Genomic DNA, 25,705 nt, shown 5'->3' with positions numbered 1-25,705 from the left:
GAAACTTTGTTCAGTTTTCAAAGGTCTACTTATCAAATCAACTCAATCAGTATAACTTAACTCGTTAGCAAATGTCAACATCTTTTTGAATCTTTATTCAAAACTCAATTTAAATGTGATCGCCATCTGGTTAATGACCTGTTAGAAGCTGATTGTTATTGGCTTTTAAGGTCGTAAACAATTTGAATAAATATTCGAAACGTTTTAACCACCGCTCAACAACAGATAAAATATTACCAGCAAAACCCGTCTTGGTCAAGACTTAATTTCAAGATAACGAACTATTTTCCAACAAACTCCCGCAGCGCCTCTTGTTCCCAAGCATGTCGCCGTTTTTGAATTGGACTAAATCCGTCATGGACATTCCGATTTGTCCAATAATGTTTATGCCGAACGTCACCTTCATCATCCGCACTTTCACCGTCTAAACCGTGGTTCTCCTCAAGGCAACGCAAAGATAAAGAAATCTTCCCAGTGAATTCGTCAATGTCTAGCACCATCACTGTAATCGATTGGCCTAAATCCAAATAGTCATGGATGTCCTTGACATAGCCAAAATGACATTCTGAAATATGAATGAGCCCTTGAACGCCGTCCCCAAGATCCACGAATGCACCATAGGGCTGAATGCCAGTGACCTTTCCAGTCACAACTTCACCTATATGAAACAAATCAGCCACCCCTTTCACTTAAAAATTATCCAAACCAATATTACCGGACTCTGACCAATTTTAAAAGTAAAAACCACCTGGGCAGATAAACGCGTCTCTGCTCAAGCGGTTTTTACCATTACTCAATTACTTCAACTGATTCAATAACGACTGGTTCCTCTGGTTTATCGCCGGCTGCCGTTTTAACCCCGGCAATTGCGTCAACAACCGTCATACCATCACTAACTTGGCCAAAGACGGTATGCCGAAAGTCCAACCATGGCGTCCCACCCTTTTGATAGGCTGTCACAATTTCATCAGGAAAGCCAGCTTCTTTCATTTGCTGTGTTAATTGTTCTGGTAGATGTTGGTTTTGAACGATAAAAAATTGACTTGAATTTGTGTTTGGTCCAGCATTTGCCATCGAAAGAGCACCACGCAGATTGTAGAGTTCCTTCGAAAACTCATCTTCAAACGGCTCTTGCCAAATACTTTGACCGCCCATTCCAGTCCCAGTCGGATCACCACCCTGAACCATGAAATCACTGATTACCCGGTGAAAAATACTTTCGTTGTAATAATCTTGCTTAGCAAGCGTCACAAAGTTTTCAACCGCCTTTGGGGCTTGATCCGGAAACAACTGCAACTTGATGTCACCCATTGATGTGTGTAAAACAACTTTAGGCCCGTTTTCTTCTTCTAAGTGTAACTGGGGAAAATTCACCTTAAATAACCTCCATCTTGTCCTTCCCCTCTATTATCCATAAAACCAACTCAAAATCAAACTTCTCGGTTAAACCTTACTTTTTGTTTAACTCAAAGAACCAACTACCTCACCCAGTTAATTGTTTGATACAATGAGGACATTACGAATTTAGGAAAGGTGGGCATTTTTTTATGACCCAACTGATCGACTTTGTTCTCCACGTAGACGATCATCTCGTGACGCTAGTCAACACATTTGGTGGCTGGACGTATGGTATCTTATTTTTAATTATTTTCATTGAAACTGGCGCAGTAATCCTCCCGTTTTTGCCGGGCGACTCGTTACTTTTTGCAGCAGCCGCTTTGGCAGCAAACCCAGACTATCATCTTAACATCTGGCTTTTTGTGATTTTATTTTTACTCGCTGCTATCGGCGGTGACTCACTTAATTTTCTAATTGGCCGAAAGGTTGGGATGGCCTTAACAAAACATCGATTCTTTGGTCGATTTATCAGTCAACAAAATTTAACCAATGCGCGTCAATTCTTTGAAAAGCACGGACCGATTGCGATTTTCTTAGCTCGGTTCATGCCAATCATCCGAACTTTTGCGCCATTCGTAGCCGCAACATCAAACTACCATTACCAATCGTTTTTAAAGTATAACGTTGTTGCCGGAATTGCCTGGGTCGTTCTTTGTTGTGGCGGCGGCTTTTTCTTTGGAAACATTGCCTTCGTCAAAGCTCACTTTTCGATGGTGGTTATCGGCATTATTCTAGTATCGCTGATCCCGGCTGTCGTTGGCCTCATCAAAAGTCGTCGGCAAGTGGATTAACCCGTTAATATAATAAAAAAATGTTGAACAAACGTTCAACATTTTTTTATAGCTTTTTAACAGCAACCCGGCCACGCCATATTCCAACAAGCATCACTAATTCAAAAATGCCAAATGCTAAACAAAAGCACTGCGCAAAGAACGGTTCTGGCAACGCTAAGATAATGGGATCAAGTTGTGGGTCAAATAACCAATCTGAATTCCGAAATAATAGCGTGTGAAAAATGACAAAAAAACGGTTAAAGTCAATTGCCATAATCACGCCCAAAACAACCGGCACTAATGCGCCAATTGAAAAAGGCTGAATCAACCGCCACTGTTGCCCCCGCTGAACTAACCGTCGCAAAAATGCAATGGCCGGACCAATTGTGACTAAGAAAACAAAGTTGTTGACTAAGAACAAAGCTTTCACTTCTCTAAAGTGCTCTAATCCGTTCACGGAATCCGTGAAGTCTGGTAATAAAAGCTGACGCACCCAAGGAAGTTCAAGGTAAGCTAACAAGTGCCCATAATTTCCCATCATCTGGGACAGACTTAAGCCAACATCCGTTAAAACCGTTGTCGTCTTTAAATTCAACCAATACAGCCAAATACTATTAATAGTTAAAAAAATAGTTCCCGAGATAATGGCCAAAAATAAAACCAGCCACGCCCCCATCGTCTTAAATTTCTCCATTTTAAAGCGTCCAATCATCTAGCGAGTCGATTTCATAAGTTGGCTTCTTGGCTTTTTTAGCAACTTGCTGTCGAGTTGAAAGGCCCGAATAGACCAGTAACGTATCCATACCAATGCGTTGTCCGGCTGTAATATCCGTCATATAGTTGTCACCAACCATCACAACATCCTCTTTTGGCAAACCAATCTCGGCTAAAGCATTTTCCATGATAATGGGCTCTGGTTTCCCAACGTAAATTGGCCGTTGTTGGGTGGTATAAGCCACCATTTCAACTAATGAGCCCGCGCCTGGTAGCATTCCCCGCTCGTTGGGAATGTTAGAATCCGGGTTGGTTCCAACAAAGGTAGCACCACTTCGAACTGCCAGTGTGGCTAACTCAAATTTATGATAGGTCACGTCTGAATCCAGTCCTACTACCACAAATGCGGGATTTCGCTCGGTCAGCGTAAATCCCCGGTCCAAAAAGGCCTGAATCAACCCAATTTCACCAATAACGTAAACCGTTCGATCGCCGTCTTTGGCTAATCCGGCAACGTAGTCAGCTGTCGCTAACCCAGCCGTATAAACATTATCTTCTGACACATGGATATCATGGTTTTCCGCTAAGTTTCTGACGACATCTGCGGGTAGCTTTGTCGTATTATTCGTGACAAACAAAAAAGCCGTTTGGGTAGCTTGGAGCTGCTCAATAAACCGTTTAGCAGCTGGAATCCGTTTCTTTCCGGCGTAAACGGTGCCATCTAAATCAATAAAATAACCTTTATACTTCTTAGCCATTTGCGTGTCAGTCCTTCTTTTCACGAATCGTAAAGTGCCGCCGACGGTTATGCCCCACCGTTTTAACGGTTCCGGCGTCCTGTTTCCCTGGTTTGGAGGCAACTGGCTCTGCCTTTTCACGAACGTGAGCCGTCGATTTGTTAGTTGACCGCCGATTACGACTTCTACGCCGCCGACTATTACCATCCGCAGGTTTCCGCGACTTCTTTTGTGGCTGCTGGCGAACATCTAAATTGTGAAGGACAAAGTAGGCGCAGCCCAGATTGGCCTTTTCAGCCAAAAAATCCTCTAGTGCCTCAATCTTCGATTCCGTTAGCACATTACGATCGTTTGCATAAAAGCCACGTAGGCGAAGTTGTTCAAAACCCCAATCTCCCACTAAGTAATCAAACTTGGAGTAGTAGGAGTTAAAGCGGTCGCTTAGCTCAGCCTTGTTGAACGCGGCTTTGTGGTCCATAACCAATTCGTAGGGGTGGTCGTTAATTTTCAGGTGCGTCTCGTCTTCTAAAACCACCGTTGCCCCTGGATTACGACCAGTCCGCTCCGCTTCAATTAAGTCCTGTAATGATTTTTTATCCAAAGTTATCCGCCTCTCTAATCGGGTCATGTTTGGCTAAATAATCGCCAAATACCGTCCGTAAAAGCTTATCATATAAAATCGTGTTTTGACCAGCAATCTCAATCGTCGGAAAAAATGGAATAAACAAATAATGATCCGGCATCGCAACCGTGTACTGCCGTTTAGCCACCAGCGGCTCTCCGTGCCAGCTAACCACACGATTCTGTGGGTTGTAGGAAATACCGTCGTAGCAAAGCGCCCCAAAAAGTTGGCCGCGAAACCCCATTCCCTTAATTGGAAAACGCATTAAAAACTGACGATTTTTTTCCATTTCCCGGATGAGACGGTACAAATCAGCGCCCGTTAACGTGACTTTCATCACGTGCATTGCGTGCGGTAATAGTTCATGAATATCTTTTCGCGTGACGATGCCTCGTGGTAAATCCGTTAAGAATAAGCCCCCGTTTAAAATAGCGGCGTCCGTGCCAGCGTCATCTTTAAGGCTGGCCAGCCCTTGGACCATCAGCGGCGAATTCGACTCCCAGCTGCCATTTAGTGCGTGGGGCAAAGCAGCGACTAGTTGTCGATCTAACAGGGTCTCTCCCCGTTGCTCATACCGATCAATTTCAGCTCGATCTTCTGCCTTTTCTGCTAAGGTGGCAGTTTTGGTCACCCGGGCTGTCACCGCCACCGAATGGTGATCTGCCAAGTTCATTTCAACGGTGCCGACATATTGACCATACTTACCAGCCGCCGCCAACATCGTCTGATTGACCTGCTCCCCCTCAATGAGAAGATGGTGAGTATGGGCACCAACAATTAAGTCAAACTGCGGATAATGGTTAGCGATTCGCCGATCAACGTCTAGGCCCAAGTGGGAGAGTAAAATCAAACAGTCATATTGACCTGCGTAAGTCGCTAATAATTGATCCAGTGCAACCTCCACTTCGACTGGCTGAAATCCAACCAACGGATAGGTCATCGAGTACGGTGCAGTCAGGCCAAGAAGCAAAATTCGCGTCCCAGCGGCCGTCTTCACAAACTTATGAGAAATCGCCCAGTCTGGCAAGCTCCCTGTTTTAGCATCTAATAAATTTCCTAAAATCACATCGAAATGGGCCTCGTCGTATAAGTGATCTAACTGCTCTTTAGTATTTCCGAGCCCCTCGTTGTTCCCAATGGTCACACCATCATAGTCGACTTGATTTAGAAGAGTGATATTGGCCTGACCATTCGTCGCTTCGGTCAGCGGATGAACTCGGTCCATGGCGTCGCCAATATCTAGCGTCAAGACGGTGGCACCGGCTTGTTCGTACGCGTGCTTTTGCGTTTTTAAAAACCGCCTCAACCGTGGCCAGTTTTCGAGATGGGAATGAATGTCGTTGGTGTGTAAAATGACTAATTGCTCGTCCAATTAACTGCCTCCTAGTGGCGCTTTTGAAAATCTTCGAACTTTCCTTGGACCATTTCCTCCACTTCAGCCAGAGAAAAAGGCGCACCGAAAGCTGGTTTTTCCTTCAAATAATCGATTTCAGGCGTGTCAACACCGACGTTAATGTTTTCCTTCGCACCTACCGCATAGTGATGAATATGCCCGTGGAGATTAATAATTTGCTTGACGATCCCCATCATCATCGGATAGTGCGTTAAGTAGTACTGCCGATGATTCACTTTGACAATGGTTCCAACATCGTGAAATTCAAATTTTGGTCGACCTCCAAATATGGGGTTGTTGGCGGCCAAGAACTTAAATAGTGCGCGATTGTCATGATTACCCTTTATTAAAACCAAATGCCCATTAAGCTGATTCAAAACATCAAGGACGGCTTGTTGTGATGCGCGTTCAGGTCGGACAAAGTATAAGGCAATATCACCTAAATGATACACCGTGTCCTCTGGCGACACCTTTTCGTTCCAGTGGTCAATAATCGTTTGGTTCATTTCTTCAACCGACGAAAACGGCCGGGGAGCAAAGTCCGACATGCCCAATAAGTCCTTATGAAAGAAATGTGTGTCTGATGTAAAAAATTGTTTCAAGTCGAACCCCTCTTTACCTGTTTTTTACTTAATCTCATTCTACCATGTTTCAAAAAATGCTCGGTATTATTCCCTCGTCCGTCACAAAAAAAGCTGCCCAATTAATGGGCAGCAACGAAACTAAGCAAGTTTCCGATCTTGAACCGTTTTGACCAGCCATAACCCAGCCAACCAAACGACAGAACCAGTCAACGCGACGAGCGTCTCAAACCGGAAAAGTAAGACCACTAAAACCATACCTAAGAACAGTAGAATTAAATAATCTGAATATGGGGCAAACCTGAGTTGAAAGGCAACCTTCTGCTGCTTCCCAGACCGAACTAACTGCCGGTATTTCAAATGTGCTAAAACAATTGAACCCCAAATAAATAAAAAGCAGGTGGTTGCAATACTTGAAATTAACGTAAAAACCTTGCCGGGAATGAAAATATTCAACAACACAGCAATGGCAATGATGACAGCAGAAAAATTCAGCGAATGAACCGGAACCTGGGCGCGCGATAACGTACTTAACCGGCGAGCGACACGGCCTTTCTTGCCGTACGTTAGTGAAAACAACATCCGCCCAGTCGTGAACAACGAACTGTTGCAGGCCGAAGCAGCCGCCGTCAGGACCACAAAGTTAATGATTGCCGCGGCGCTTTTGATTCCAATGTCTGAAAAGACCTGAACAAACGGACTTTGAGATGGTGAAATAAAGTGCCATGGATAGATACACATTAACGCCAGCAGAGAGCCGATATAAAACAAAATCACTCGCATCGGAATCTCATTAATTGCTTTGGGAATGACCGTTGTTGGATTACTAGTTTCCGAAGCCGTCATCCCCACCATTTCAATCCCAATAAACCCAAAAACGACCATTTGAAATGACAGGAAAAACCCTTTGGGACCGTTAGCGAAAAAACCACCCTTGAACAAGTTTGTCACTGTCGCATGACCAACCGGTGTCTTAAAGTGGACGGCAACTAACACAATACCGGTAATGATCAAGGCAATAATAGCGCCAACTTTAATAATTGAAAACCAAAATTCGGTCTCGCCAAACGCTTTGACCGTCACCGCATTAATCATAACTAAAACCGCTAAAATCACCATTCCTGTGACCCACTGAGGTAGCTGTGGAAACCAAAATTTCATATACAGTCCTGCCGCAGTTAAATCGGCCATCGCAATCGTCAGCCAGCAGACCCAATACGTCCACCCAGCAATGAACCCCCACTTTTCGCCAAGGTATCGCTTAATAAAGTCAATGTAGGAATGTGCATTTAAGTCCGAAAGTAGTAATTCCCCAAGAGCCCGCATCATTAAGAAGCAGATGATACCTGTCGTCAGATAGGCTAGTAAAATTGAAGGACCGGTTAAATGAATTGATTCCCCAGCCCCTAAAAATAGCCCCGTTCCGATGGTACCACCCAGTGCAATCAATTGGACGTGGCGACTTTTTAGCCCCCGTGAAAATTGATCATTAGACCCCGATGTATCAGTTTGCATATCCTTTCACTCCTTCATGATTGGTATTATACACGGACTCTCCGCATTTGCGGGAAAGCCGGGCCAACCTAGCTATTAGCTAAAGGCCTTAAAACAGCGCCTTTTCAAGGATTTACAAGGATTAACGAAAACAAGTGATATTTGTTCATCTTATCTTGAAAATAATTAATCTCTCGAGATATAAAAAAGGTTAACCTGCAACGGCCTCCCGCTTTTGCTCGGGACCACTTCAGTTTAACCCTCTTCACATTCTCAATTGACCTGATTAGTCGGTTAATCGTTCAACGTCACGAACGATCATTAATTCTTCATCCGTTGGAATCAACAACGTTTTAACAGTTGCCGCATCCGTTGACAAATCACGTTCGACACCACGAATATTATTCTTTTCGGGATCAACAGCGATGCCAAAGTAGCTCAATTTGTCGGCAACTTCTTGCCGAATTGGAATATCGTTTTCACCAACACCAGCAGTGAAGACAATCGCATCTACCCCACCTAATTCAGCAATGTACTGGCCAACGTAACGAACAATCCGATTGATATACATATCCCGGGCAAGGTGCGCCTTTGCATTGTGTCCCTGGACTTTTTCAAGATCCCGCATATCTGCTGAGTATTCAGAAACACCAATTAACCCAGACTTCTTATTTAGGATTTCAATCATGTCATTGGCGTCTTTAATGTCCAACTTCTGCATTAAGAAAGCCACCAAAGAAGCATCAATATCACCAGAACGAGTCGCCATCATAATCCCTGCCAACGGCGTAAAGCCCATTGACGTATCAAATGACTTGCCATCTTTGATAGCGGTGATTGAAGCCCCTGCACCAATGTGCAAAGTAATGAGCTTCAAACTTTCTAGCGGTTTGCCAAGCATTGCAGCCGCCCGGTTAGCCACGTAGCGGTGGCTCGTCCCGTGCGCACCATACTTTCGCGCCCCAAACTTCTCGTAATACTCGTAAGGAACAGCATACATATAGTTGACCTGTGGCATTGAGGTATGGAAAGACGTATCAAACACCGCCACGTTAGGCACATCCGGTAAAATTTTACGGAACGCTCTGATTCCCATGGCTTCAGCCGGATTATGCAAGGGCGCATATTCCGCAAGAGATTCAATTTTAGCTAAGACATCATCATCAACCAAGACGGAATCAGTAAAATCTTCACCACCCGCAACGATTCGGTGGCCAACGCCCGTGATTTCCTTGTAGTCTTCGATAATGTGCAAGTCAAGCAATTTATCAAGCATTAATTGGATGGCTGCCTCGTGATTGTCAACGTCTAAAGTATCTTCGTACTTCTTACCGTCACCGTATTTAATCGTCACAATTGAGTCTTTCAAACCAATTCGTTCAACGACCCCGCTTGTAATCACTGATTCAGATGGTACTTCAAAGAGCTTGAATTTTAAAGTTGAACTTCCTGCGTTAACCGCCAGTGTCTTTCCCATGTCACATTCTCCTTTTTAGTTACTTCACTGCGAGCAAATCATTGAGCTCCCAGTTCACAACCTCTGCTAAAAATTTTTGAAAACCCGATTGATCTTTAAATGACGGAAATTCACCAATCATCACTTTATCGGCCTGCTTAGCTGTTTCACCTGGTCGCTGCAGTAATAAAATGGCTTTTTCTGATTGATTGGCCGCAAATAAATCCTTCGGCAACGTTAAAAAGGCCTGAAGGTAGGCCGTTCCTTGAAGAAAATCCAACAGACCTTTCGTCTCAGACGTCGAGAAAAGTTGGCTTGGCACAAGTAAAAGTGCGAAGCCACCCGGTTTCAAATTTTGCATTGATTGCTCAATTAATAGGTGGTGCACGTAAGAATGGCCTTCTTTGGCAGCCGTCTTAAATTTCGTTGCCTTTTCGTCGATCGGATAATATCCAACTGGTAAATCAGATACAACCGCGTCGACGGGCGAAATCAAAAGGTCCCCAATGGCATCTTGATGTCTCAACTCGACAGTTGCATGCTGCAATGTGACGTTAATATCCGCCACAGAAAGCATTGAATCATCATTGTCAAACCCAATGGCCGACAAATCATGTGCTGTTGCATCCGTCAGTTGATTCATCACAGTTGTCAAGAGGTTGGCCGTCCCCACTGCTGGATCTAACAGCACCAGCTTCTGCTGTTTTTCAACCAATCGAATCAACAAGTAGCCCATGACCATGCCGATTGAATCCGGCGTAATCTGATGATTCCCTTGAATTTTATCCTCTTGAATCGCTTTTAACATCGTCAACTGTACCGCTTGCCGAACCGTTTCGGCATTATAGGTTGGTAAATCAACTTGTTGATAAAGCGTCGTTAGCTGTTCAACCGTTGCAGTATCAGGTCTACCATCTTCAACTTGGACATGGTTTTCAATCAAGTTGTCACCTGATTCAATAAACGCATCCAAATAAGACGTCGCTAACGCATCTTTCAAAAGCTGGCTCGATTGATCAAAAACATTAAACAACGTTTCCGTTTCTTTTAGAGACAGTGTCGTCAACCTCCAATACTAAAGGATTACTCACAGCACCTATCTTACCTATTTATTCAACTTAATTCAAGCGCTCAACGGCCGGTCTTATCAATTATTTACCGAGCGGGAAGCCTGATCTAACTGTTTTTGATAATAATCGCAGACTCGATTAAACGCAATTTGTTGCTGGCCAAAACCGTGCATTTCAAAAAGGAGAATGGCCATCAAGACAATCGAAAAAAGGGCTGCCAGCAGCGTCACAAAACCTGATCTATTTATCATTTTCATCCTCCAACATAAGATTAGCCTTAAATCGCTGACCCGTGGTAGCCATCGCCTCACAATCAACGCCCTTTTTAACAGCTTGAAATTGACCTGTTTTTAATCCACGCATTAGCGGAATATAGCCGCCCTTAGGGGTCGTCAAAACGAGTTCGCCCGATCGGAATTTTAATATGAACGTCTTTTTTTGAATGGAACTCTCTAGCAAAATGTAGTTAGTTTCAACCTTTTCGACAACAAAAGCGTACTTTGGCGCACGAACCTCACTTAAAAAATAATGCCAACCTAACTGCTGGTCTGTTTTAGTCGTCATTTCAAAACGGGTGCTTTTTAGACCGCTTGCAATCGTTAAAACCACCAAGGCCGTCACAAATAACGCTAAGATTGCCTCGACTACTGTTAACCCTTCACGCATGGTGATCCCTCTCTTCAGTGGCGACAGCACCAGTTGACTTGGACTGGTGGGGCACTTTTTTTAGTTCTTTTTGCTGCCGCTTTGATTTTTTAGGCGACGATGATTGACGTTGCCACTGTTTTTCAACCCGTTGTCGGAGGACTTCTACCGCTTGCCGGTTAACAATTGTTTGCTGGAGCATCATATAATGCGCTTGACCATATACTAAACATGCAACGCAAACAATAACGAGTCCTATCAGGGCATCGCTGAGAACAAATCCTAGTCTATGGCGCTGCTTTCTCAAGCCGATACACCCCCCATCCCATCTGAATGATCATCTTATACTGCCAACCGCTTGTTGAATGAAATTGAATTGTCCGGGGTTGAACATAACCATCCCCCTTCATTGAAACAACCGTCGTCTTTGTTACCGTCAGGGTTCGGGGCATTTCTAGCGTTCGAACAAGGCCGTCACATACGAATCGAACTTCCCCGCCACGCGAAATCGTCACAACTGTGCTGTGGTGACGATACCGGGCCTCATACTGGGACCGTTTCCAATCAGCCGCTAATGCCCGCCAAAAGGCCCGTTCGGCGACGGGATTATGGGCCCTAAAGGCCGTGACAGAGTAAGATACCAAGATGAGCAGTCCCGCGGTGATCACCATTGCAACCAACGTTTCTAATACAGTAAACCCTTTACGTCCCCTTAACTTGACTCCCACTGATTCGAATCCCTTCCTTTTTGGCCATATTGACCTGTTTATCCGTCAAATAACCCGTTTTTTCTAATTCCTCTAGCGTTGCCGTTTTTTTATCGGTGGCGTCTAAATAAGTATCTAATTGCGTCTGAACGACTGTTGTCATGGCACTAGTATGAACCGTTTGAGCATGTTTTTTTTGATGTGACAGATTGGGCACGACTATCAATATCAATAAAGCGACGATGAATAAAACAATGGCCATTTCAATTAGTGTAAATCCACGTCTCAAGCTAGGTTTTCTATTTTTCATCAACCGATTCCTCCAATCATCGAATACATTGGTAAAAACAAACTGACATAACTGCCAATAATAATCGCCCCCAAGATCAAAAAAGAAATGGGTTGAATCCAAGTCATCATCATCTCAAAGCGGGCGGTCAAACGGTCGTAGTACAGATCCGCTAATGCCGTGAGTTCTTTAACCACTTCTGCTTGTGGCTTTCCCGTTTCAATTAGAACCCGTAATTCTCCTGGAACAAACGCATAATGCTTTAAAATAGTTGTCATTGCCTCGCCCGACGTGAGACGCTTGGAAAGGACCGCGCCAAATTGATAGAGAAGGGTCGTTTTTTTAGCTTGGGCAACTGTTTTTAACATCTCTTGGGTCCCTAAACCACCTCCCGCCATGATGGCAAGCGCCGCCAACAAATAATAACCATAGTAGATTCGAACTAGACTACCGATAATTGGGACTCTGGCAAGACGTTCGATCCGTTGTAGGATTGGTAGGCTTTTTAAATGCTGCCAACCAAGGAGCACCACTAGTAACACCACCAGACTGCCGGCCGCATACAACCACCAGTTTGATTGCGGCGTTGGCTCACCGGTCAATTGCTGAATTTGTGGCAGGACCAAAAAGTTTAACGCAAGAACGATTCCAACCAAAATAAACCCTAAAATCACCGGATATTGCATGAGGCGCCGGATTTTTTCTTGTCGCTGCGTATTGGCCGCTAACAATCGACTAACGTGTCCCAGACTCTCACTCAGTTGGCCATGTTGTTCCGCTAGCTTCAGTTGCATGCCGATTTGATCGTCAACATACGGTGCAAATGCCTGACTGATGCTCGTCCCTTCCCGTAATTGGGCGTTAATTTTTTGAATGTCGTCAAGGTGTTTGGCAAACAGAACTTCACAAAATCGAACTGCATGGTGAACTGAAAACCCTACAGTTAGTAAATCACTCATTAACTTAAATATTTCAGCTTGAAAGCGAATCGGCCACTGCTTAGCCTTCCTGGAATCGATTGGCGATTGACTCGCTAATTTGTTGGTTTTCGACACATTTTCCAAGGTAGCACCTCCATTCTGTTGTCATGCCCGTTTCTTCTCGCCATTCTTCATTAACCGGGCCCCTCTTCATGTCAAGCAGAGCAGCCATCGCACCAGTTATGGTTGGAATCAATCGTTGGTAGGCTACCCCCGTGACCGCCTGATGCAGTGCCAGTTCATCAACGCCCAGTTGCAATAACCGCGGGACAATGCCGTGGACGTTTAACGCGTGAACCGTACTTAAGACCAAATGACCGCTTAAGGCCGCATCAATAGCTGCTTGGGCAGTTTGGACATCCCTAATTTCTCCTAAAATCAAAACATCTGGCCGGTGCCGTAACGCCACTTTGATGAGGTCGTTGTAGCTCATTTGCGCCTCCTGATTGACCTGCAATTGTAGAAAGGTCTGCTCAGCGATTTCAACCGGGTCTTCAATCGTCAAGACAGAGTGAGAATGGCTCAGCGTTTTAGCGAGTTGATAAATTGTTGACGTTTTGCCTGACCCGGTTGGCCCTGCAAACAACACCAGCCCTCGTAACTGGCACCACTGCTGTAAGTGCTCAAATTGGCCGGGGACTAAAAAGTGACTCTGCTGTGTTGCCAAAGGGTAAATCAAGCGAATGACCATTGATTCCAGCTGTTTAAAATTACCGACTGTTGAAAGGCGTAAATGGATCTGGACCTGATTCACGGCAATCATCATCGAACCCAACTGAGGCCGCCTTGCTTCCGTAATCGCCATGTTTGCACGGTATTTAAAATGCGCAATCAGTTGTTGTCCCTTCTCAGCGCTTAGATCTTGAATCCACTGAAACCTGGAATTTTGGTGTTCAAAAACTCCGTAGCCCTCACCTTTAGGGAGCACATATAAATCAGAGCTACCCGCTGCCACGGCTCCTTCAAGTAATTGTTGTCCTAACGTTTCAATCACTTTATCACCTCCATACCTTAACCTACGCAGGACCACCGACAAATCACTTGTCTTTTCAAAATTTAGACAAAAAAGCCGTCCTGAATAATCAGGACGGCTCTTAATCGTTATTAGATTAACTTATTCAACGCCTTCAGGCATCGTGGCTGCTTCGTAAACATCGGCCACATCATCGTTATCTTCAAGCTCGTCAATGAGCCCTTGATATTGCGAAATTTTGTCTTCTGGAACGGGCGTTGTATTTTGTGGGAACATCGTCACTTCCGCCGTATCCAGGTCATAACCCTTTTCTTGAAGTGCATCGCGCACTGCAGGCAAGCTTGACGGATCGGTGAAAATTTCAAAGCTGGTATCAGTTGCTGTCATGTCATCAGCACCGGCATCTAAGGCGTCCATCAATACCGTGTCTTCATCGGCATCAAGGCCGTCGCGTAAAATCACAACGTAGCCTTTCCGGTCAAACATGTAAGAAACTGAACCTGCCGCACCCAGTGAACCACCATGGTGGGTAAATGCGGAACGAACCGCTGCTGCGGTCCGGTTCTTGTTGTCTGTCAATGCAGAAACCATGACAGCAGTCCCGCCTGGGCCGTATCCTTCGTAAGTGATTTCTTCGAATTTGGCACCACCGACACCGGTTGCCTTATCGATTGCGCGTTGAACGTTGTCTTTAGGCATGTTGGCTGCCCGCGCTTTATCCATGACCAAACGAAGTTGAGGGTTGTTCGCTGGGTCAGGATCACCTGCTTTAGCGGCTTGATACAAGTCACGTGAGATTTTTTGGAAGATTTTTCCACGTTTAGCATCTTGGGCGTTTTTACGTCCTTGGATGTTATGCCATTTTGAATGTCCTGACATCGTAACTCCTCTTTTCTTTAAGTAATAGTATCCGTTGGTACAGACTTTATTATACTACCACGTCTATCCCTGCATTTCAATCTTTCACGGACCCGTTTTCATTGGTAGTGGCTCGTCAAATAAAAACCACAGCCAGGCTGTGGTTTCAGTGCCTAATTTGTTGAATCGCGCTTCATTAAACCGTAGGGAAGAAGAACTGTCCGTTCGTCCACGGGTTCACTATTCATCAACTTCGTCAATAACCGCATTGAAACGGCCCCAATATCATAAAGTGGCTGCGTAATTGACGACATCTTAGGGCGCACCATTTCAGTTAGCTTAGTGTCGTTGCTCGTGATGATTTCGAAATCATCCGGAACATTCAACCCTGCATCTGAAACGCCATTCATCACCCCGGCCGCTAATTCGTCATCACCAACGATGGCTGCCGTAGCACCAGCCGCCTGAAGTGCAGGCTGTAATAATTGGCCAGCTTTGTATGAGTAATCAGTTTCAAAAACTAACTTTTCATCGTAACGCAAACCAGCCTTTTTCAAGGCCTGCTTATATCCCTTTAACCTGTATTCTCGGTTAATTGGCTGGTCTAAACTCCCAGAGATAAACGCAACCTTTTGATTGCCACGGTCAATTAGGTTTTTAACCGCCTCTTCCACCGCAGCCACGTAATCGATGTTGACACTTGGCATTTGGCCGGTTGGATCCACACAGCCAGCTAAAACAATCGGCGTTTTGGCGCGATCGAACTCCTTGCGCAACTCTTCTGAGATGTCGTTACCCATAAAGACGATCCCGTCAACTTGTTTTGCCATCAACGTATTCAGAACTTGGACTTCCTTTCGGCCGTTCTCGTCAGAATTCGTTAAAATGATATTGTACTTGTACATCATCGCAATATCATCAATGCCTCGTGCTAATGCCGAAAAGTAAATATTGGTGACGTCGGGAATAATCACCCCAACCGTGGTGGTCTTTTTACTTGCAAGGCCCCGTGCCACGGCGTTTGGCCGATAGTCCAAGCGTTCAATGACGTCGAGAACTTTCTTTCGAGTTGCTGGTTTGACATTTGGATTGCCATTGACTACTCGAGAGACAGTTGCCATCGAAACATCCGCTTCACGCGCTACATCATAGATTGTCACTGTTTGTTTATCCATCGCGATAGCCCTTTCTTTATTGGTCTTATATGTTTTCATGCATTTTCACTAACCTGATAAATATATCAGAAGTATTTTCAGAAATCAACGTGAAAACGTTTTCATAACCACTATACTCTAAACCAAAAAACTTTTCAAGCAAGTTAAATGCTATAATGTAGCTAATTTTATAAGAGGTGATTTGATGTCTAAATTAGAACAAGTTCAAAAATGGACTCAGGATAACAAGGTTGATTTTACCTATATCAGCGATCCTAAGACGATTCAATACCTAACCGGCTTTTACAGCGACCCCATCGAGCGGGTGTTAGCCCTCATCGTTTTCAATAATCAAGACCCCTTCATGTTCGCACCGGCTTTGGAAGTTCAAGCGATTAAGGAAACGGGGTTCCCCTACCCTGTTTACGGTTACCTAGACCATGAAGACCCATGGCAGCTTATTGCCCAAAACGTTTTCACCCGGATTGCCAATCCCCGCGAAATCGCCCTTGAAAAGGATCAGCTTCAAGTTGCTCGGCTTGAACAATTACAACGGGTCTTTCCTGCTGCCGCTTTCAACGCAGATATTACCAGCTTCATCAATGAATTGCGCGTTATCAAATCAGCCGATGAAATTGAAAAGTTAAAAGTGGCTGGTAAGTGGGCTGACTTTGCGTTCGAACAAAGTTTCAAAGCCGTTAAAGCGGGCCGGACTGAGCAAGAAGTAGTCGCCGAATTACAGTACGCCCTCATGAAAAAGGGCATCATGCAAATGAGTTTTGATACGCTCGTTCAGGCTGGCGCTCATGCCGCCGAGCCGCACGGCGCGACCAATGCCACTAAGTTCCAAACCAACGAACTGGTTTTATTTGATCTCGGAACGATTTGGGACGGCTACATTTCCGATGCATCCCGGACAGTCGCGCTTGGAACCCCGACAGACAAAGAATTGGATATGTACCAAGTTTGTCTGGAAGCCCAACTGACAGCCCAAGCCGCAGTAAAACCAGGATTAACCGCCGCTAAACTTGATAAGATCGCTCGCGACGTTATTTCCAAGGCCGGTTATGGGGACTACTTCATTCACCGATTAGGCCATGGTATGGGCATGAGTGAACACGAATTCCCATCCATTATGGCCGGTAACGACATGGTCTTGAAACCAGGAATGTGCTTTTCAATCGAACCTGGGATTTATATTCCAGACGTTGCCGGGGTTCGAATTGAAGATTGCGTCGTCGTCACTGACACGGGTTGCGAACCGTTTACGCACACTTCAAAGGAATTAACCTACGTTGGCTAAACCGCCACTAACCAAACAATAGCCAGTTCAAATTAAAAACCCCGGCCGTTTTTTAACGACTGGGGTTTTGTTATTGATCAATTAATCGGTTAAATAACCGGTGCTTAGTTAGCCGGTTTAACGGTCCCGTTCGGATAAATCACAACGGTTTGCGTCGGATCAATACTTGCCGCAATATCCGCACCGCCGAAAGTCTGTTCGCTGCTTAATACAATATCATCACTGCCGTCGCTTGCTTCCGTGGCAACATTTGACAGTTCTTCACGTAGTTCGTCTTCTGCCGCTTGGGGATCGTTCCAAGACGCTGCAACGTCCTTAATTCGTGCCGAAATTTCTTGAGATTGATCCGCAAAAACGGTCTTAAAATCATCCCATGCATCACTAGCATAAAAGACGTAATCCACCGCGCGATCCTTAGCTACAGCGACCTTGTCTTCAACCTCGTGACGTAACTGTGCTTTTTGTGTTTCATCCAGCCGGTGATAAGCGATGTGAGCCGCAGCGGCACCCGCTACTAACCCAACTAACAATCCAAGTTTCTTACCCATTGAGCTGACCCCTTTCCGATTCCGTTATTTGGTTTTACGATTCCGATAGGCATTGAAGGCGGTTCGACTCAGGCGGGACATAATTCCGGCTCCTGCAGTCTTTTTCGCGGTGCTTGAAACCCGACCCGTCAAGTTTCGAGTTGCGTCATTCAAGTCTGACACACTGGTTCCTAGATCGGCGGCCGCTTTGAACACGGGATCAATCGTAGCGACCTTTTGATTAACGTCTTCTAGCAAGACGTTGGCATTTGATAAGATGTCTTCTGCTTGCTTAGAAATCACGTCAATGTCCTCGGTCATCACTTTCACACTCCGAGTTACTTCCCCTAGCGATCGCACCATGTTCATTAAAAAGACCCCGATAAAAATAACGAGTAGCAAAAAGGCTCCCGCAGCAATCAAGCCGGCAATTTGTCCTGGCGTCATGTCATCACTCCTTCAGTTAATCTAGTTATTTTTAGAATAGCATTCAGCTGGGATTGACGCAATAAATTTCCATTGAAATCCAGGTCATAATAGTCATAGCTAACATAGTTTGTTACACTGAATACAGAGTGAAACAAGGAGCGTTGACACATGAACCAGCAACTGAATCAAATGACCCTTCAACATTTATTTCGCCATTTTAACTGGGAAAAAATGAGTGAACAATTCTTATCAACCATTGGCCAACTGGCCATCGTCACCATTGCTTTGGTTGTGATTAGCACCATTGGGCAAACGGTGATTAAGCATAGTTTTAACCGCTACAAAAGGACCCGCCTAGCTGGCGACTCTGGTAACCGAATTGACACCATTTACACTTTGATCATGAATTTATTCCACTACACCATCCTCTTTTTCTGGATCTATGCCCTGCTGTCTGCTATGGGCGTGCCAGTCGGGACCCTTATCGCTGGCGCCGGAATCTTCAGTTTAGCACTGGGGCTAGGCGCACAAGGCTTCGTTTCGGATATCGTTAACGGCGCTTTCATGTTAATGGAAAAACAAATTGATGTGGGCGATACTGTCCGAATCAACCAAATTGAAGGCACTGTTTCCGCCATCGGCATTCGAACCACCCAGATTGTCAGTTATGATGGCACGTTGAACTTTATTCCTAACCGCAATATTACAATCGTTAGTAACATGTCACGGCACGAAATGCGGGCCATGGTCGAGATTCCGATTTTTCCGGATTCACCCATTGACCAAATTTCCGCGATTATTGAGACCGTCAATACATCAATTAAAACGGATCTTCCAGCGATTACTAAGGCCCCAACGTTGCTTGGTACCACGCCTTTAACAAATGGTAAACTAGCGATTCAAGTGGTCACCTTTACTCAACCAGGGGAACAAGCTAACGTGCAACGTGAGTTACTCACTGCCTACTTGAAGGCGTTAAGTCAGGCCAACATTCCGTTGCCGACGCCCTACCCCCCTGAATCGACTGCCAATTAAGAAAGCCTGGTCAATAAAACTCGAGAGGTTCCAGAAAGCAACCTAAATAAGCCCGATTCCACAAACTATCGGAATCGGGCTTATTTTTGTTAACTGGTCAAAAACTGACTTTAGTTGCATCATTTGGCTGAGCTGCCCACTGCTGTCCAGACAGTTTATAGCAAAAATTGTCAAACACCAGTCTTTATTGCCTACTTTTTAAGTGGCGCACACTGACTAGCAGTGTAAAAATTGTCAAAATGATGGCCTAGGTAATTTAACCGTTTCAAAATTTCTCGTCTCGTGATGATGCCCTCAAAGTGCCGATCATTTGAAACGACAGGCAGAAAGGCGGCATCGACTAAATCGTGGAGGACGCTATCCAAGTCAATGGGCTGTGTTAACACCTTAAAATCCGTCTCCATCACAGAAGCCACAGAAAACTTCAGCAGATTTTCCGGTGCAATCCGGTCGGTCGTCAACATCTTTTCGGTTAACATCTGCAACGATAGCAACCCCTGAATACGTTCGTGTTGATCCAGTACCACAATCTTTGAATAGCCAACCTTTGTCAGCACCAAAAAGGCATGATAACCATCATTGGTCGTCATGACGTTTGCGACCCGACTCGCTGGAATCAATAAATCAGAAATATCTGGGGCCAATAACGTCTTAATCGGTTGCGAAATCATATGGGGCGCTCCTATCGTGAAAATTTTTGGTGAAGTTCAGGGACCGGCTCTTGATCCCGTGTGTAGAACTGGACGTCAATGGTTTGGCGATCCACATCAACAATTGCATAGGTCCCACCAAGAAAACGAAACTCGCCACGAGGAAGCGAAATACTACCGGGGTTGAGATACAATGTTTGGTCCACGTAGTCCGCCATTAATTGATGGGTGTGACCAAAGAAAACCAAACTTGCTCCCACTTCTTTTCCACGCAAGCTCAGTTGCGTCAATCCAAAGTTCACTTGATAGTGGTCCCCGTGTGTCATATAAACCGTTTCCGACTCAAACGGCACCGTCACTTCAACGGGAAAATTCTGTCCGTAATCATTATTCCCCTGAACCACGTATTGATTTTGAAAGAGCGGATCTGAGACACTAAGCTCAGAGTCACCACAATGAAAGATCGCTGTGACGTTCTTGGCGTTTGCCTTGTAAATCGCCGACAAAATGTCGCGATCACCGTGATTATCACTGATGACTAAAAATTTCATTTATTTCTCCCACCAATCATCAAATTGGACCAACATTTTCCTGAGGGCCCGACCACGATGACTGATACTATTTTTTTCTTCATCCGTCATCTCAGCCATCGTTTTGTTAAACGCCGGCACCCAAAATAACGGATCGTAACCAAACCCGTTTTCGCCGTGTGGGGTCGTCAATATTTTCCCATCGACGGTCCCTTCCGTTACCAGCTTATTGCCGTTTGGTTTAACAAGAACCAGCGTGGTGTGAAATGCTGCTTGTCGCTGTGAATCAGGGACCGCCGATAACTTAGCTAACAACTTACGGTTATTAGCTTGATCGTCATGGTCACCCGCATATCGCGCTGAATAAATTCCGGGTTCGCCATTTAATGCCGCAACAACTAACCCGGAATCGTCCGCAACAACTGGTAAGTTTGTTAATTTAGAAATGGCGGTGGCTTTTATCGTGGCATTTTCCTCAAACGTCGTCCCCGTTTCTTCAATTGTCGGTAACTGGTCAAAGTCCGCTAAGGTCTGAACGGTCACGTTCTTACTAGCGAAAAGCTCCCGAAACTCGCGGGCTTTACCCGGATTTTTGGTCGCCACAACAATGTGTCTTGAACTCATTTTTCTTCCTCCATTAACCCAACTTTTCCAACTGTGCCACCGAAATCGCCGTTGCAGTCAGATTAGCGCTTCCTAACCATGCTTTGGCAATTGTTTCGAACTGAGCCGGTTGACCGGTCGTGTAAAACCGGTGAAACACCGGTTCTTGACCATCATTTAACTGGTCATTAGCGGTCAAAATGGCCTTCACCGTCGCCACCGTTTCAGCCCCCGAGTCAATCAAGGCCACTTCGAGGCCCATCGCCGCACTGATAAACGGTCGAAGTAACGGAAAATGAGTGCACCCCATCACCAACGTATCAACTGGTTGGCGCTTAAATACCGCAAGCTTGTCTGCCACTAGGGCCTTGGTTGCCGGGGCTTGATAGGCATTTTGCTCAACCGCCATGACAAACTCAGGACAGGCCAAACCAATCACATGCGCACGAGGTGCTAGTGAAGAAATCGCCTGACTGTAGGCTTGACTGTTAATGGTCCCCTCAGTCGCAATCACGCCAATGTGCCCCGTCTGACTCTGGCGAACCGCTTGCTCACTTCCTGCTTTAATGACGCCAACTACCGGAATCGGCAGCGTTTCTTGTAGCACTGGTAATGCCGCGGCCGTTGCCGTGTTACAAGCAATGACCAATAATTTTATATCTTGCATTTCTAAAAAGTGCGCAATTTGAAGTGAAAAGCGCTGAACTTCCTGCGGCGGCCTTGGCCCGTATGGCATTCTGGCTTGATCGCCCAGAAAAACCATGGATTCATTTGGGAGCTGCTGTAAGGCTTCCTTGACGGCCGTTAGTCCCCCAACGCCTGAATCCATAAACCCAATTGGTCGTTTATCCATGAACACAGGTCCTTTCGTCTCTAACTTAAGACTCTATTATGGTGCATTTTTGACGCGCTTGCAAGAATTCCGAAGAAAGTTTAACTTAAGTGGATAGTGCTTGCATTTCGCCTAAGAGTCAGTGTAATCTAAATGTAATAATAGATGAGGATGACCGATATAATGATGAACAATGAAATTTATGACCAATACTTGGAAAACCCGGATCGGGTACCACTGTTCGGACAAGCTCTAATTCGAGATGTTGTCTTACCCGATATTTTGGGAGATGATGTCGACAACATCGCGTATTGGGAGGGAAAACAATTGGCTCGACGCTTCCAACTTGGCAATATTGAGGACCTGTCCCGCTTTTTCCAACAGGCCGCTTTTGGGACACTCCAGTTAACCACTCAATCAGCCAAAGAATGGCAATTTAGCCTTTCAGGAGCTCCTGTTGCCAGCCGCTTAGCCCATAACTTACAGGCGCCCTTTATGCTTGAGGCTGGCTTTTTAGCCCAAACTGTCGAACAAATGATTGGGGTTGTTGCCGAAACAAAAACGCCATTAGCAACCCCTAAGACGGCAACTGACGCAATCACTTTGAGCGTTCATTTAGACCCCCAAGATGCAATTGCCGATCCAGCTGAACTGACACCAATGACCTTGATTGTCCCTGATCAACCGGATTCAACTGATTTGCCAACTGAATAGCGGCCCCTTTAGTTTTGGGCGAAAAAAAACGACCAGCTCATGATGCGAACTGGTCGTTTTTTGACGTCTATTCAAAACTGACACGTCACTCGATTAAGCTTCCACGTATTGGGAAAGCAATTGCTTTAATTGGTCCTTTGAGTGGTAACCCACGATGGAATCAACCACTTCACCATCTTTTTTAACGAGGAGAGTAGGGATACTCATAATCCCAAATTTCTGTGGCGTATCTGGGTTCGCGTCCACGTCCATTTTGTTAAACGTCACCTGATCACCCATTTCTGTTGCCAAGGCTTCAACAACAGGCGACTGCATCCGACAAGGGCCACACCAAGTTGCCCAAAAATCTGTCAATGTAACGCCATTCGCAGTGTCATTTTCAAACGTCTTATCCGTTGTTTCTGCTACTGCCATATTTAATGACCCTCCTTCTTATTACAATTAGTAAGTGTACCAGAATTAACCCAAAATACAAGTTTTTCAGCCTTAAAGTTTTACGATTGTTGACCCATCACCACCCGCATTGGCAGGCGAGAAGCCGAACGATTTAACTCGCGAATTCGACTGTAAATACTGGGTAACACCCTGTCTTAAGGCGCCGGTTCCCTTCCCATGGATGATGGTGACAGAGGGATAGCCCGCCAATAGTGCCGAGTCGATAAAACGGTCAACTTCTGCCATCGCCGCTTCGTAACGGTGACCACGCAGATCTAAGGTCGGTGAAACCCCTTCTGACCGGGTACGATGCACTGTCGTCCGCTGTTTAGGCTCCTTAGCCTCTTCGACAACCGCCTTTTCAAGGTCGTTGGCCTCAATCTTCATCTTCAAAATGCCCATTTGAACTTCAAAATGATTCTTATCGAGCTTATCCATGATGACACCGCGTTGGCCATACGACTTGACGAGGACCTCATCGCCCTTTTTCAGTTGGTGCTTTCGTTTTTCACGGTTTAATACCCGGTTTTTCTTCAAGGTCGTCTCTTGGTGAAGCGCGTTCAGTTGGCCCTTCGCCTCAATTAACTCGTTTTCCTTAACCGCTGTCTTACCCACTTCGAGCTGCTTTTTACGCAGGTCTTTAATAATTTGATTAGCTTGCTTTTCCGCGTCATCAACAACCCGATTAGCCCGTTGTTTAGCCTCCGTCATTAACTGTTCTTTTTGGCGGAGATAACGATCAAAATTAGCTTGTAACTCTTCATGCAACCGATTGCTTTCGGCCAAGTCTTTAGCCGCCTGCTGAGCATCTTGTTCCGCTTGGCGCTTTTGCGCCGTCAAATCAGCAATCATCTGATTAATATCTTGGCTGTCAGAATCCGTTAATTCCCGCGCCTCGGCGACAATCGTTGAACTAAGACCTAAACGTTGCGCAATATCTAACGCGTTACTACGACCCGGGATGCCAATCAACAATCGATAAGTAGGCTTTAAAGTCTCGTTATCAAATTCCATGCTGGCATTAATGGTTTCCGGCCGGTTATAACCGTAAGCCTTTAATTCCGGATAGTGGGTCGTCACCACAACATCACTGCCAATGGTCCCAATTTCATCCAAAATTGCGATCGCTAGTGCCGCCCCTTCTTGGGGATCGGTCCCAGCGCCAAGCTCATCAATTAAAATCAAACTATTCCGCGTCGCCGTCTCCAAAATGCGCTTGATGTTTTCCATATGCGACGAAAACGTACTAAGGTTTGCTTCAATGGACTGTTCATCCCCAATATCCGCAAATACGTCATCGAATAACCCGACCGTACTCATTTCATTTGCTGGTATAAACAACCCTGATTGCGCCATTAGCTGAACAAGCCCCAGGGTTTTCAGTGTGATGGTCTTCCCACCCGTGTTAGGCCCAGTGATAACGATTGCCTTGTAGTGCTCACCAATCTCGATATCGTTAGCCACCACACGATCCCTGGCAATCAAAGGATGTCTGGCCTGCCGCAACGCCACGTGATTATCGGCCGAAACAATTGGCTCTGTAGCTTGTAAATCATGGGCATAAGCAGCCTTGGCATTAATAAAGTCCAAGTGGCCTAATATTGCCGAATTTTGGGTTAACTCCGCTTGATAGGGGCGAAGCGCTTCAGATAGCGCCAACAGAATTTTTCGTTCCTCTTGTCGCTCTGCAATTTGAGCCTCCCGTAACCGGTTGTTTTCACTTACCACGGCTTGTGGCTCAATATACAATGTTTGCCCGCTGGCACTTTGATCGTGCACAATCCCACCAAAGTGTGACTTGTATTCAGCCCTGACCGGCAAAACGTACCGGTCATCACGAATCGTCACTAATGTATCCGAGAGATACTTTGCTTCTTTCCCGCGGGTATAACCATTCATCTGATTACGAACTGCGGCTTCAATCGTCACAATGCGGTGTCGGATCCGTTTCAGTTCTGGTGAAGCTTCGTCGGTTAATCGGCCATCGTCTTCAACAGCCACCTTTAGCTGTCGGGTCAAATCTGGTAAATGGACAAGCTGACCAACAACGTCGTATAACCGACGAAGGGCAACGGGCCGGTCGGCCAAATCGGCAAAAAAAGCCACAACTTGAGCAACCGTCTGTAAGACCCGGCTCACTTCGGCTAATTCAGTCCCGCTTAACGTCCCATCGATCGATAAACGTTTAACGTGCGGCCCAATATCAGCTAGTTTAGGGATGGGTACCCCGTTTGCTAACCGTAAAATATCCGCGCCGTCCTTCGTTTCATCAATCGCTTCTTGGACCGTCGCTTGATCGTCGCTCGGTTCTAGCGCATTCAGTTCTGTTCGACCCCCGGCCGAGGTCAAATGTGATTTTAACTGGGCCTTAATTTGATCAAAGGCCAGTGTGGAAAATATTTTTTCGTTCATTTGTCGTTCATGTCCCCAGTCTCATATTGAGCGCTTGCTAGCAATAGCTCAACTTACTCGGAAGTGGGCGTTTTTTTGGCTTGCGCTTCTTTTTCAGCCACGTCTAACTGATCTGAGATAGCGTTAAATGCCAGTAAAATGGCCGCTTCTTCCTTTGAAGTTTGCGGTGCAAGCTTTTTGATCTGTGCCAACTGTTCATTCATAATTTCAGTGACCGCCTTCATGTGCGATTCACTGCGGTTACCAACAATGGTGTACGTTTTACCGTCAACCGTTGCTTTAAAACGGCGCTTTTGATTGTCCATCGCGTCTTACCTCCAAATTTAGCGCGAAATAAGATTAGCCGCTGACCCCACTCGGACCAACGGCTAATCTTGTGTGTCTCAGACAC

At 45.5% G+C, this 25,705-nt stretch carries 32 protein-coding genes; 4 read left to right on the top strand and 28 right to left on the bottom strand.

The window, feature by feature from the left end:
* Window positions 1–281: 281 nt before the first annotated feature.
* Both FC96_RS11105 and FC96_RS11100 read right to left on the bottom strand, forming a co-directional pair.
* On the bottom strand, window positions 282–671 hold the full coding sequence (locus FC96_RS11105; RefSeq protein WP_056943051.1) for a CvfD/Ygs/GSP13 family RNA-binding post-transcriptional regulator: 390 nt from the start codon (window positions 669–671) through the stop codon (window positions 282–284).
* Window positions 672–789: 118 nt separating this feature from the next.
* Window positions 790–1,374, bottom strand: coding sequence for a peptidylprolyl isomerase (locus FC96_RS11100; RefSeq protein ID WP_056943050.1), 585 nt, complete (start codon window positions 1,372–1,374; stop codon window positions 790–792).
* A 173-nt stretch (window positions 1,375–1,547) separates the two neighbouring features.
* On the opposite strand from FC96_RS11100, the gene FC96_RS11095 reads away from it, so the two are divergent.
* Complete coding sequence (locus tag FC96_RS11095; protein WP_056943049.1) at window positions 1,548–2,189, top strand: VTT domain-containing protein; 642 nt, start codon at window positions 1,548–1,550, stop codon at window positions 2,187–2,189.
* A 46-nt stretch (window positions 2,190–2,235) separates the two neighbouring features.
* Here the strand turns inward: FC96_RS11095 and FC96_RS11090 are convergent, their stop codons facing one another.
* The 17 genes from FC96_RS11090 to ccpA all read right to left on the bottom strand — a co-directional run bounded on the left by FC96_RS11090 (window position 2,236) and on the right by ccpA (window position 15,865).
* Window positions 2,236–2,865: a TIGR01906 family membrane protein gene (locus FC96_RS11090; RefSeq protein WP_056943048.1), complete on the bottom strand. Its 630-nt coding sequence runs from the start codon at window positions 2,863–2,865 to the stop codon at window positions 2,236–2,238.
* A gap of 1 nt (window position 2,866) precedes the next feature.
* A complete protein-coding gene (locus tag FC96_RS11085; protein ID WP_056943047.1) occupies window positions 2,867–3,643 on the bottom strand; it encodes a TIGR01457 family HAD-type hydrolase in 777 nt (258 codons plus the stop codon).
* A 7-nt stretch (window positions 3,644–3,650) separates the two neighbouring features.
* Window positions 3,651–4,223: a YutD family protein gene (locus FC96_RS11080; protein WP_056943046.1), complete on the bottom strand. Its 573-nt coding sequence runs from the start codon at window positions 4,221–4,223 to the stop codon at window positions 3,651–3,653.
* Window positions 4,216–5,616, bottom strand: coding sequence for a bifunctional metallophosphatase/5'-nucleotidase (locus tag FC96_RS11075; RefSeq protein ID WP_056943045.1), 1,401 nt, complete (start codon window positions 5,614–5,616; stop codon window positions 4,216–4,218). Before FC96_RS11075 ends, FC96_RS11080 begins: the two co-directional genes overlap by 8 nt.
* An 11-nt stretch (window positions 5,617–5,627) precedes the next feature.
* On the bottom strand, window positions 5,628–6,185 hold the full coding sequence (locus FC96_RS11070; RefSeq protein WP_056943054.1) for a metallophosphoesterase family protein: 558 nt from the start codon (window positions 6,183–6,185) through the stop codon (window positions 5,628–5,630).
* Between the two features lie 174 nt (window positions 6,186–6,359).
* On the bottom strand, window positions 6,360–7,733 hold the full coding sequence (locus FC96_RS11065; RefSeq protein WP_056943044.1) for an amino acid permease: 1,374 nt from the start codon (window positions 7,731–7,733) through the stop codon (window positions 6,360–6,362).
* A gap of 265 nt (window positions 7,734–7,998) precedes the next feature.
* On the bottom strand, window positions 7,999–9,189 hold the full coding sequence (locus FC96_RS11060) for an acetate kinase (protein ID WP_055679739.1): 1,191 nt from the start codon (window positions 9,187–9,189) through the stop codon (window positions 7,999–8,001).
* Between the two features lie 19 nt (window positions 9,190–9,208).
* Window positions 9,209–10,201 carry a class I SAM-dependent methyltransferase gene (locus FC96_RS11055; RefSeq protein ID WP_338055570.1) on the bottom strand — a complete coding sequence of 331 codons (993 nt, stop codon included), beginning with the start codon at window positions 10,199–10,201 and terminating at the stop codon, window positions 9,209–9,211.
* 114 nt (window positions 10,202–10,315) lie between these two features.
* Window positions 10,316–10,489 carry a hypothetical protein gene (locus tag FC96_RS12950; protein WP_156403222.1) on the bottom strand — a complete coding sequence of 58 codons (174 nt, stop codon included), beginning with the start codon at window positions 10,487–10,489 and terminating at the stop codon, window positions 10,316–10,318.
* On the bottom strand, window positions 10,479–10,904 hold the full coding sequence (locus FC96_RS11050; RefSeq protein ID WP_056943043.1) for a competence type IV pilus minor pilin ComGF: 426 nt from the start codon (window positions 10,902–10,904) through the stop codon (window positions 10,479–10,481). The genes FC96_RS12950 and FC96_RS11050 overlap by 11 nt, the downstream gene beginning before the upstream one ends.
* A complete protein-coding gene (locus FC96_RS11045) occupies window positions 10,897–11,190 on the bottom strand; it encodes a hypothetical protein (RefSeq protein WP_056943042.1) in 294 nt (97 codons plus the stop codon). Before FC96_RS11045 ends, FC96_RS11050 begins: the two co-directional genes overlap by 8 nt.
* Complete coding sequence (locus FC96_RS11040) at window positions 11,171–11,611, bottom strand: pilus assembly FimT family protein (RefSeq protein WP_055679737.1); 441 nt, start codon at window positions 11,609–11,611, stop codon at window positions 11,171–11,173. Before FC96_RS11040 ends, FC96_RS11045 begins: the two co-directional genes overlap by 20 nt.
* Window positions 11,586–11,900: a competence type IV pilus major pilin ComGC gene (comGC, locus tag FC96_RS11035; protein ID WP_056943040.1), complete on the bottom strand. Its 315-nt coding sequence runs from the start codon at window positions 11,898–11,900 to the stop codon at window positions 11,586–11,588. Before comGC ends, FC96_RS11040 begins: the two co-directional genes overlap by 26 nt.
* Window positions 11,900–12,934, bottom strand: a complete 1,035-nt coding sequence (locus FC96_RS11030; protein WP_235804762.1) for a type II secretion system F family protein — start codon at window positions 12,932–12,934, stop codon at window positions 11,900–11,902. Before FC96_RS11030 ends, comGC begins: the two co-directional genes overlap by 1 nt.
* Entirely contained in the window at window positions 12,879–13,853 is a 975-nt protein-coding gene (comGA, locus tag FC96_RS11025) for a competence type IV pilus ATPase ComGA (protein WP_055679735.1), read from the bottom strand. The genes FC96_RS11030 and comGA overlap by 56 nt, the downstream gene beginning before the upstream one ends.
* A 120-nt stretch (window positions 13,854–13,973) precedes the next feature.
* Window positions 13,974–14,711, bottom strand: coding sequence for a YebC/PmpR family DNA-binding transcriptional regulator (locus FC96_RS11020; protein WP_056943038.1), 738 nt, complete (start codon window positions 14,709–14,711; stop codon window positions 13,974–13,976).
* Window positions 14,712–14,863: 152 nt separating this feature from the next.
* On the bottom strand, window positions 14,864–15,865 hold the full coding sequence (gene ccpA / locus FC96_RS11015; protein WP_055679734.1) for a catabolite control protein A: 1,002 nt from the start codon (window positions 15,863–15,865) through the stop codon (window positions 14,864–14,866).
* Window positions 15,866–16,049: 184 nt separating this feature from the next.
* On the opposite strand from ccpA, the gene FC96_RS11010 reads away from it, so the two are divergent.
* A complete protein-coding gene (locus FC96_RS11010; protein ID WP_056943037.1) occupies window positions 16,050–17,147 on the top strand; it encodes a M24 family metallopeptidase in 1,098 nt (365 codons plus the stop codon).
* 104 nt (window positions 17,148–17,251) lie between these two features.
* Here the strand turns inward: FC96_RS11010 and FC96_RS11005 are convergent, their stop codons facing one another.
* Together FC96_RS11005 and FC96_RS11000 are read right to left on the bottom strand one after the other, a co-directional pair.
* Window positions 17,252–17,695: a hypothetical protein gene (locus FC96_RS11005; RefSeq protein WP_055679733.1), complete on the bottom strand. Its 444-nt coding sequence runs from the start codon at window positions 17,693–17,695 to the stop codon at window positions 17,252–17,254.
* Window positions 17,696–17,719: 24 nt separating this feature from the next.
* Window positions 17,720–18,121: a DUF948 domain-containing protein gene (locus FC96_RS11000; RefSeq protein ID WP_055679732.1), complete on the bottom strand. Its 402-nt coding sequence runs from the start codon at window positions 18,119–18,121 to the stop codon at window positions 17,720–17,722.
* Between the two features lie 150 nt (window positions 18,122–18,271).
* On the opposite strand from FC96_RS11000, the gene FC96_RS10995 reads away from it, so the two are divergent.
* Complete coding sequence (locus FC96_RS10995; protein WP_056943036.1) at window positions 18,272–19,138, top strand: mechanosensitive ion channel family protein; 867 nt, start codon at window positions 18,272–18,274, stop codon at window positions 19,136–19,138.
* 191 nt (window positions 19,139–19,329) lie between these two features.
* Here the strand turns inward: FC96_RS10995 and cbpB are convergent, their stop codons facing one another.
* Genes cbpB through racE form a run of 4 tightly spaced genes read right to left on the bottom strand, consistent with a single transcriptional unit; the run spans window position 19,330 to window position 21,774 of the window.
* Window positions 19,330–19,809 (bottom strand): cyclic-di-AMP-binding protein CbpB, encoded by a 480-nt coding sequence (gene cbpB / locus FC96_RS10990; RefSeq protein ID WP_055679731.1) that lies wholly within the window; start codon window positions 19,807–19,809, stop codon window positions 19,330–19,332.
* Between the two features lie 11 nt (window positions 19,810–19,820).
* Window positions 19,821–20,339 carry a metallophosphoesterase gene (locus FC96_RS10985; RefSeq protein WP_056943035.1) on the bottom strand — a complete coding sequence of 173 codons (519 nt, stop codon included), beginning with the start codon at window positions 20,337–20,339 and terminating at the stop codon, window positions 19,821–19,823.
* Entirely contained in the window at window positions 20,340–20,942 is a 603-nt protein-coding gene (locus FC96_RS10980) for an XTP/dITP diphosphatase (RefSeq protein WP_056943034.1), read from the bottom strand.
* A 13-nt stretch (window positions 20,943–20,955) separates the two neighbouring features.
* A complete protein-coding gene (racE, locus tag FC96_RS10975) occupies window positions 20,956–21,774 on the bottom strand; it encodes a glutamate racemase (protein ID WP_056943033.1) in 819 nt (272 codons plus the stop codon).
* A 162-nt stretch (window positions 21,775–21,936) separates the two neighbouring features.
* Between racE and FC96_RS10970 the strand changes: the two genes are divergently transcribed.
* Complete coding sequence (locus FC96_RS10970; RefSeq protein WP_056943032.1) at window positions 21,937–22,467, top strand: YslB family protein; 531 nt, start codon at window positions 21,937–21,939, stop codon at window positions 22,465–22,467.
* Window positions 22,468–22,560: 93 nt separating this feature from the next.
* Here FC96_RS10970 and trxA read toward each other — a convergent pair whose 3' ends face one another.
* The 3 genes from trxA to FC96_RS10955 all read right to left on the bottom strand — a co-directional run bounded on the left by trxA (window position 22,561) and on the right by FC96_RS10955 (window position 25,619).
* Complete coding sequence (gene trxA / locus FC96_RS10965) at window positions 22,561–22,881, bottom strand: thioredoxin (RefSeq protein ID WP_056943031.1); 321 nt, start codon at window positions 22,879–22,881, stop codon at window positions 22,561–22,563.
* A gap of 72 nt (window positions 22,882–22,953) precedes the next feature.
* Entirely contained in the window at window positions 22,954–25,314 is a 2,361-nt protein-coding gene (locus tag FC96_RS10960) for an endonuclease MutS2 (protein WP_056943030.1), read from the bottom strand.
* Window positions 25,315–25,367: 53 nt separating this feature from the next.
* On the bottom strand, window positions 25,368–25,619 hold the full coding sequence (locus FC96_RS10955) for a cell division protein ZapA (RefSeq protein ID WP_056943029.1): 252 nt from the start codon (window positions 25,617–25,619) through the stop codon (window positions 25,368–25,370).
* Between the last annotated feature and the right edge of the window lie 86 nt (window positions 25,620–25,705).

The sequence above is a fragment of the Secundilactobacillus kimchicus JCM 15530 genome (assembly GCF_001433995.1).
GTDB classification, from domain to species: domain Bacteria; phylum Bacillota; class Bacilli; order Lactobacillales; family Lactobacillaceae; genus Secundilactobacillus; species Secundilactobacillus kimchicus.
Note: the sequence above shows the minus strand (reverse complement) of the source record. Positions and strands in the feature narration are given on the sequence as shown.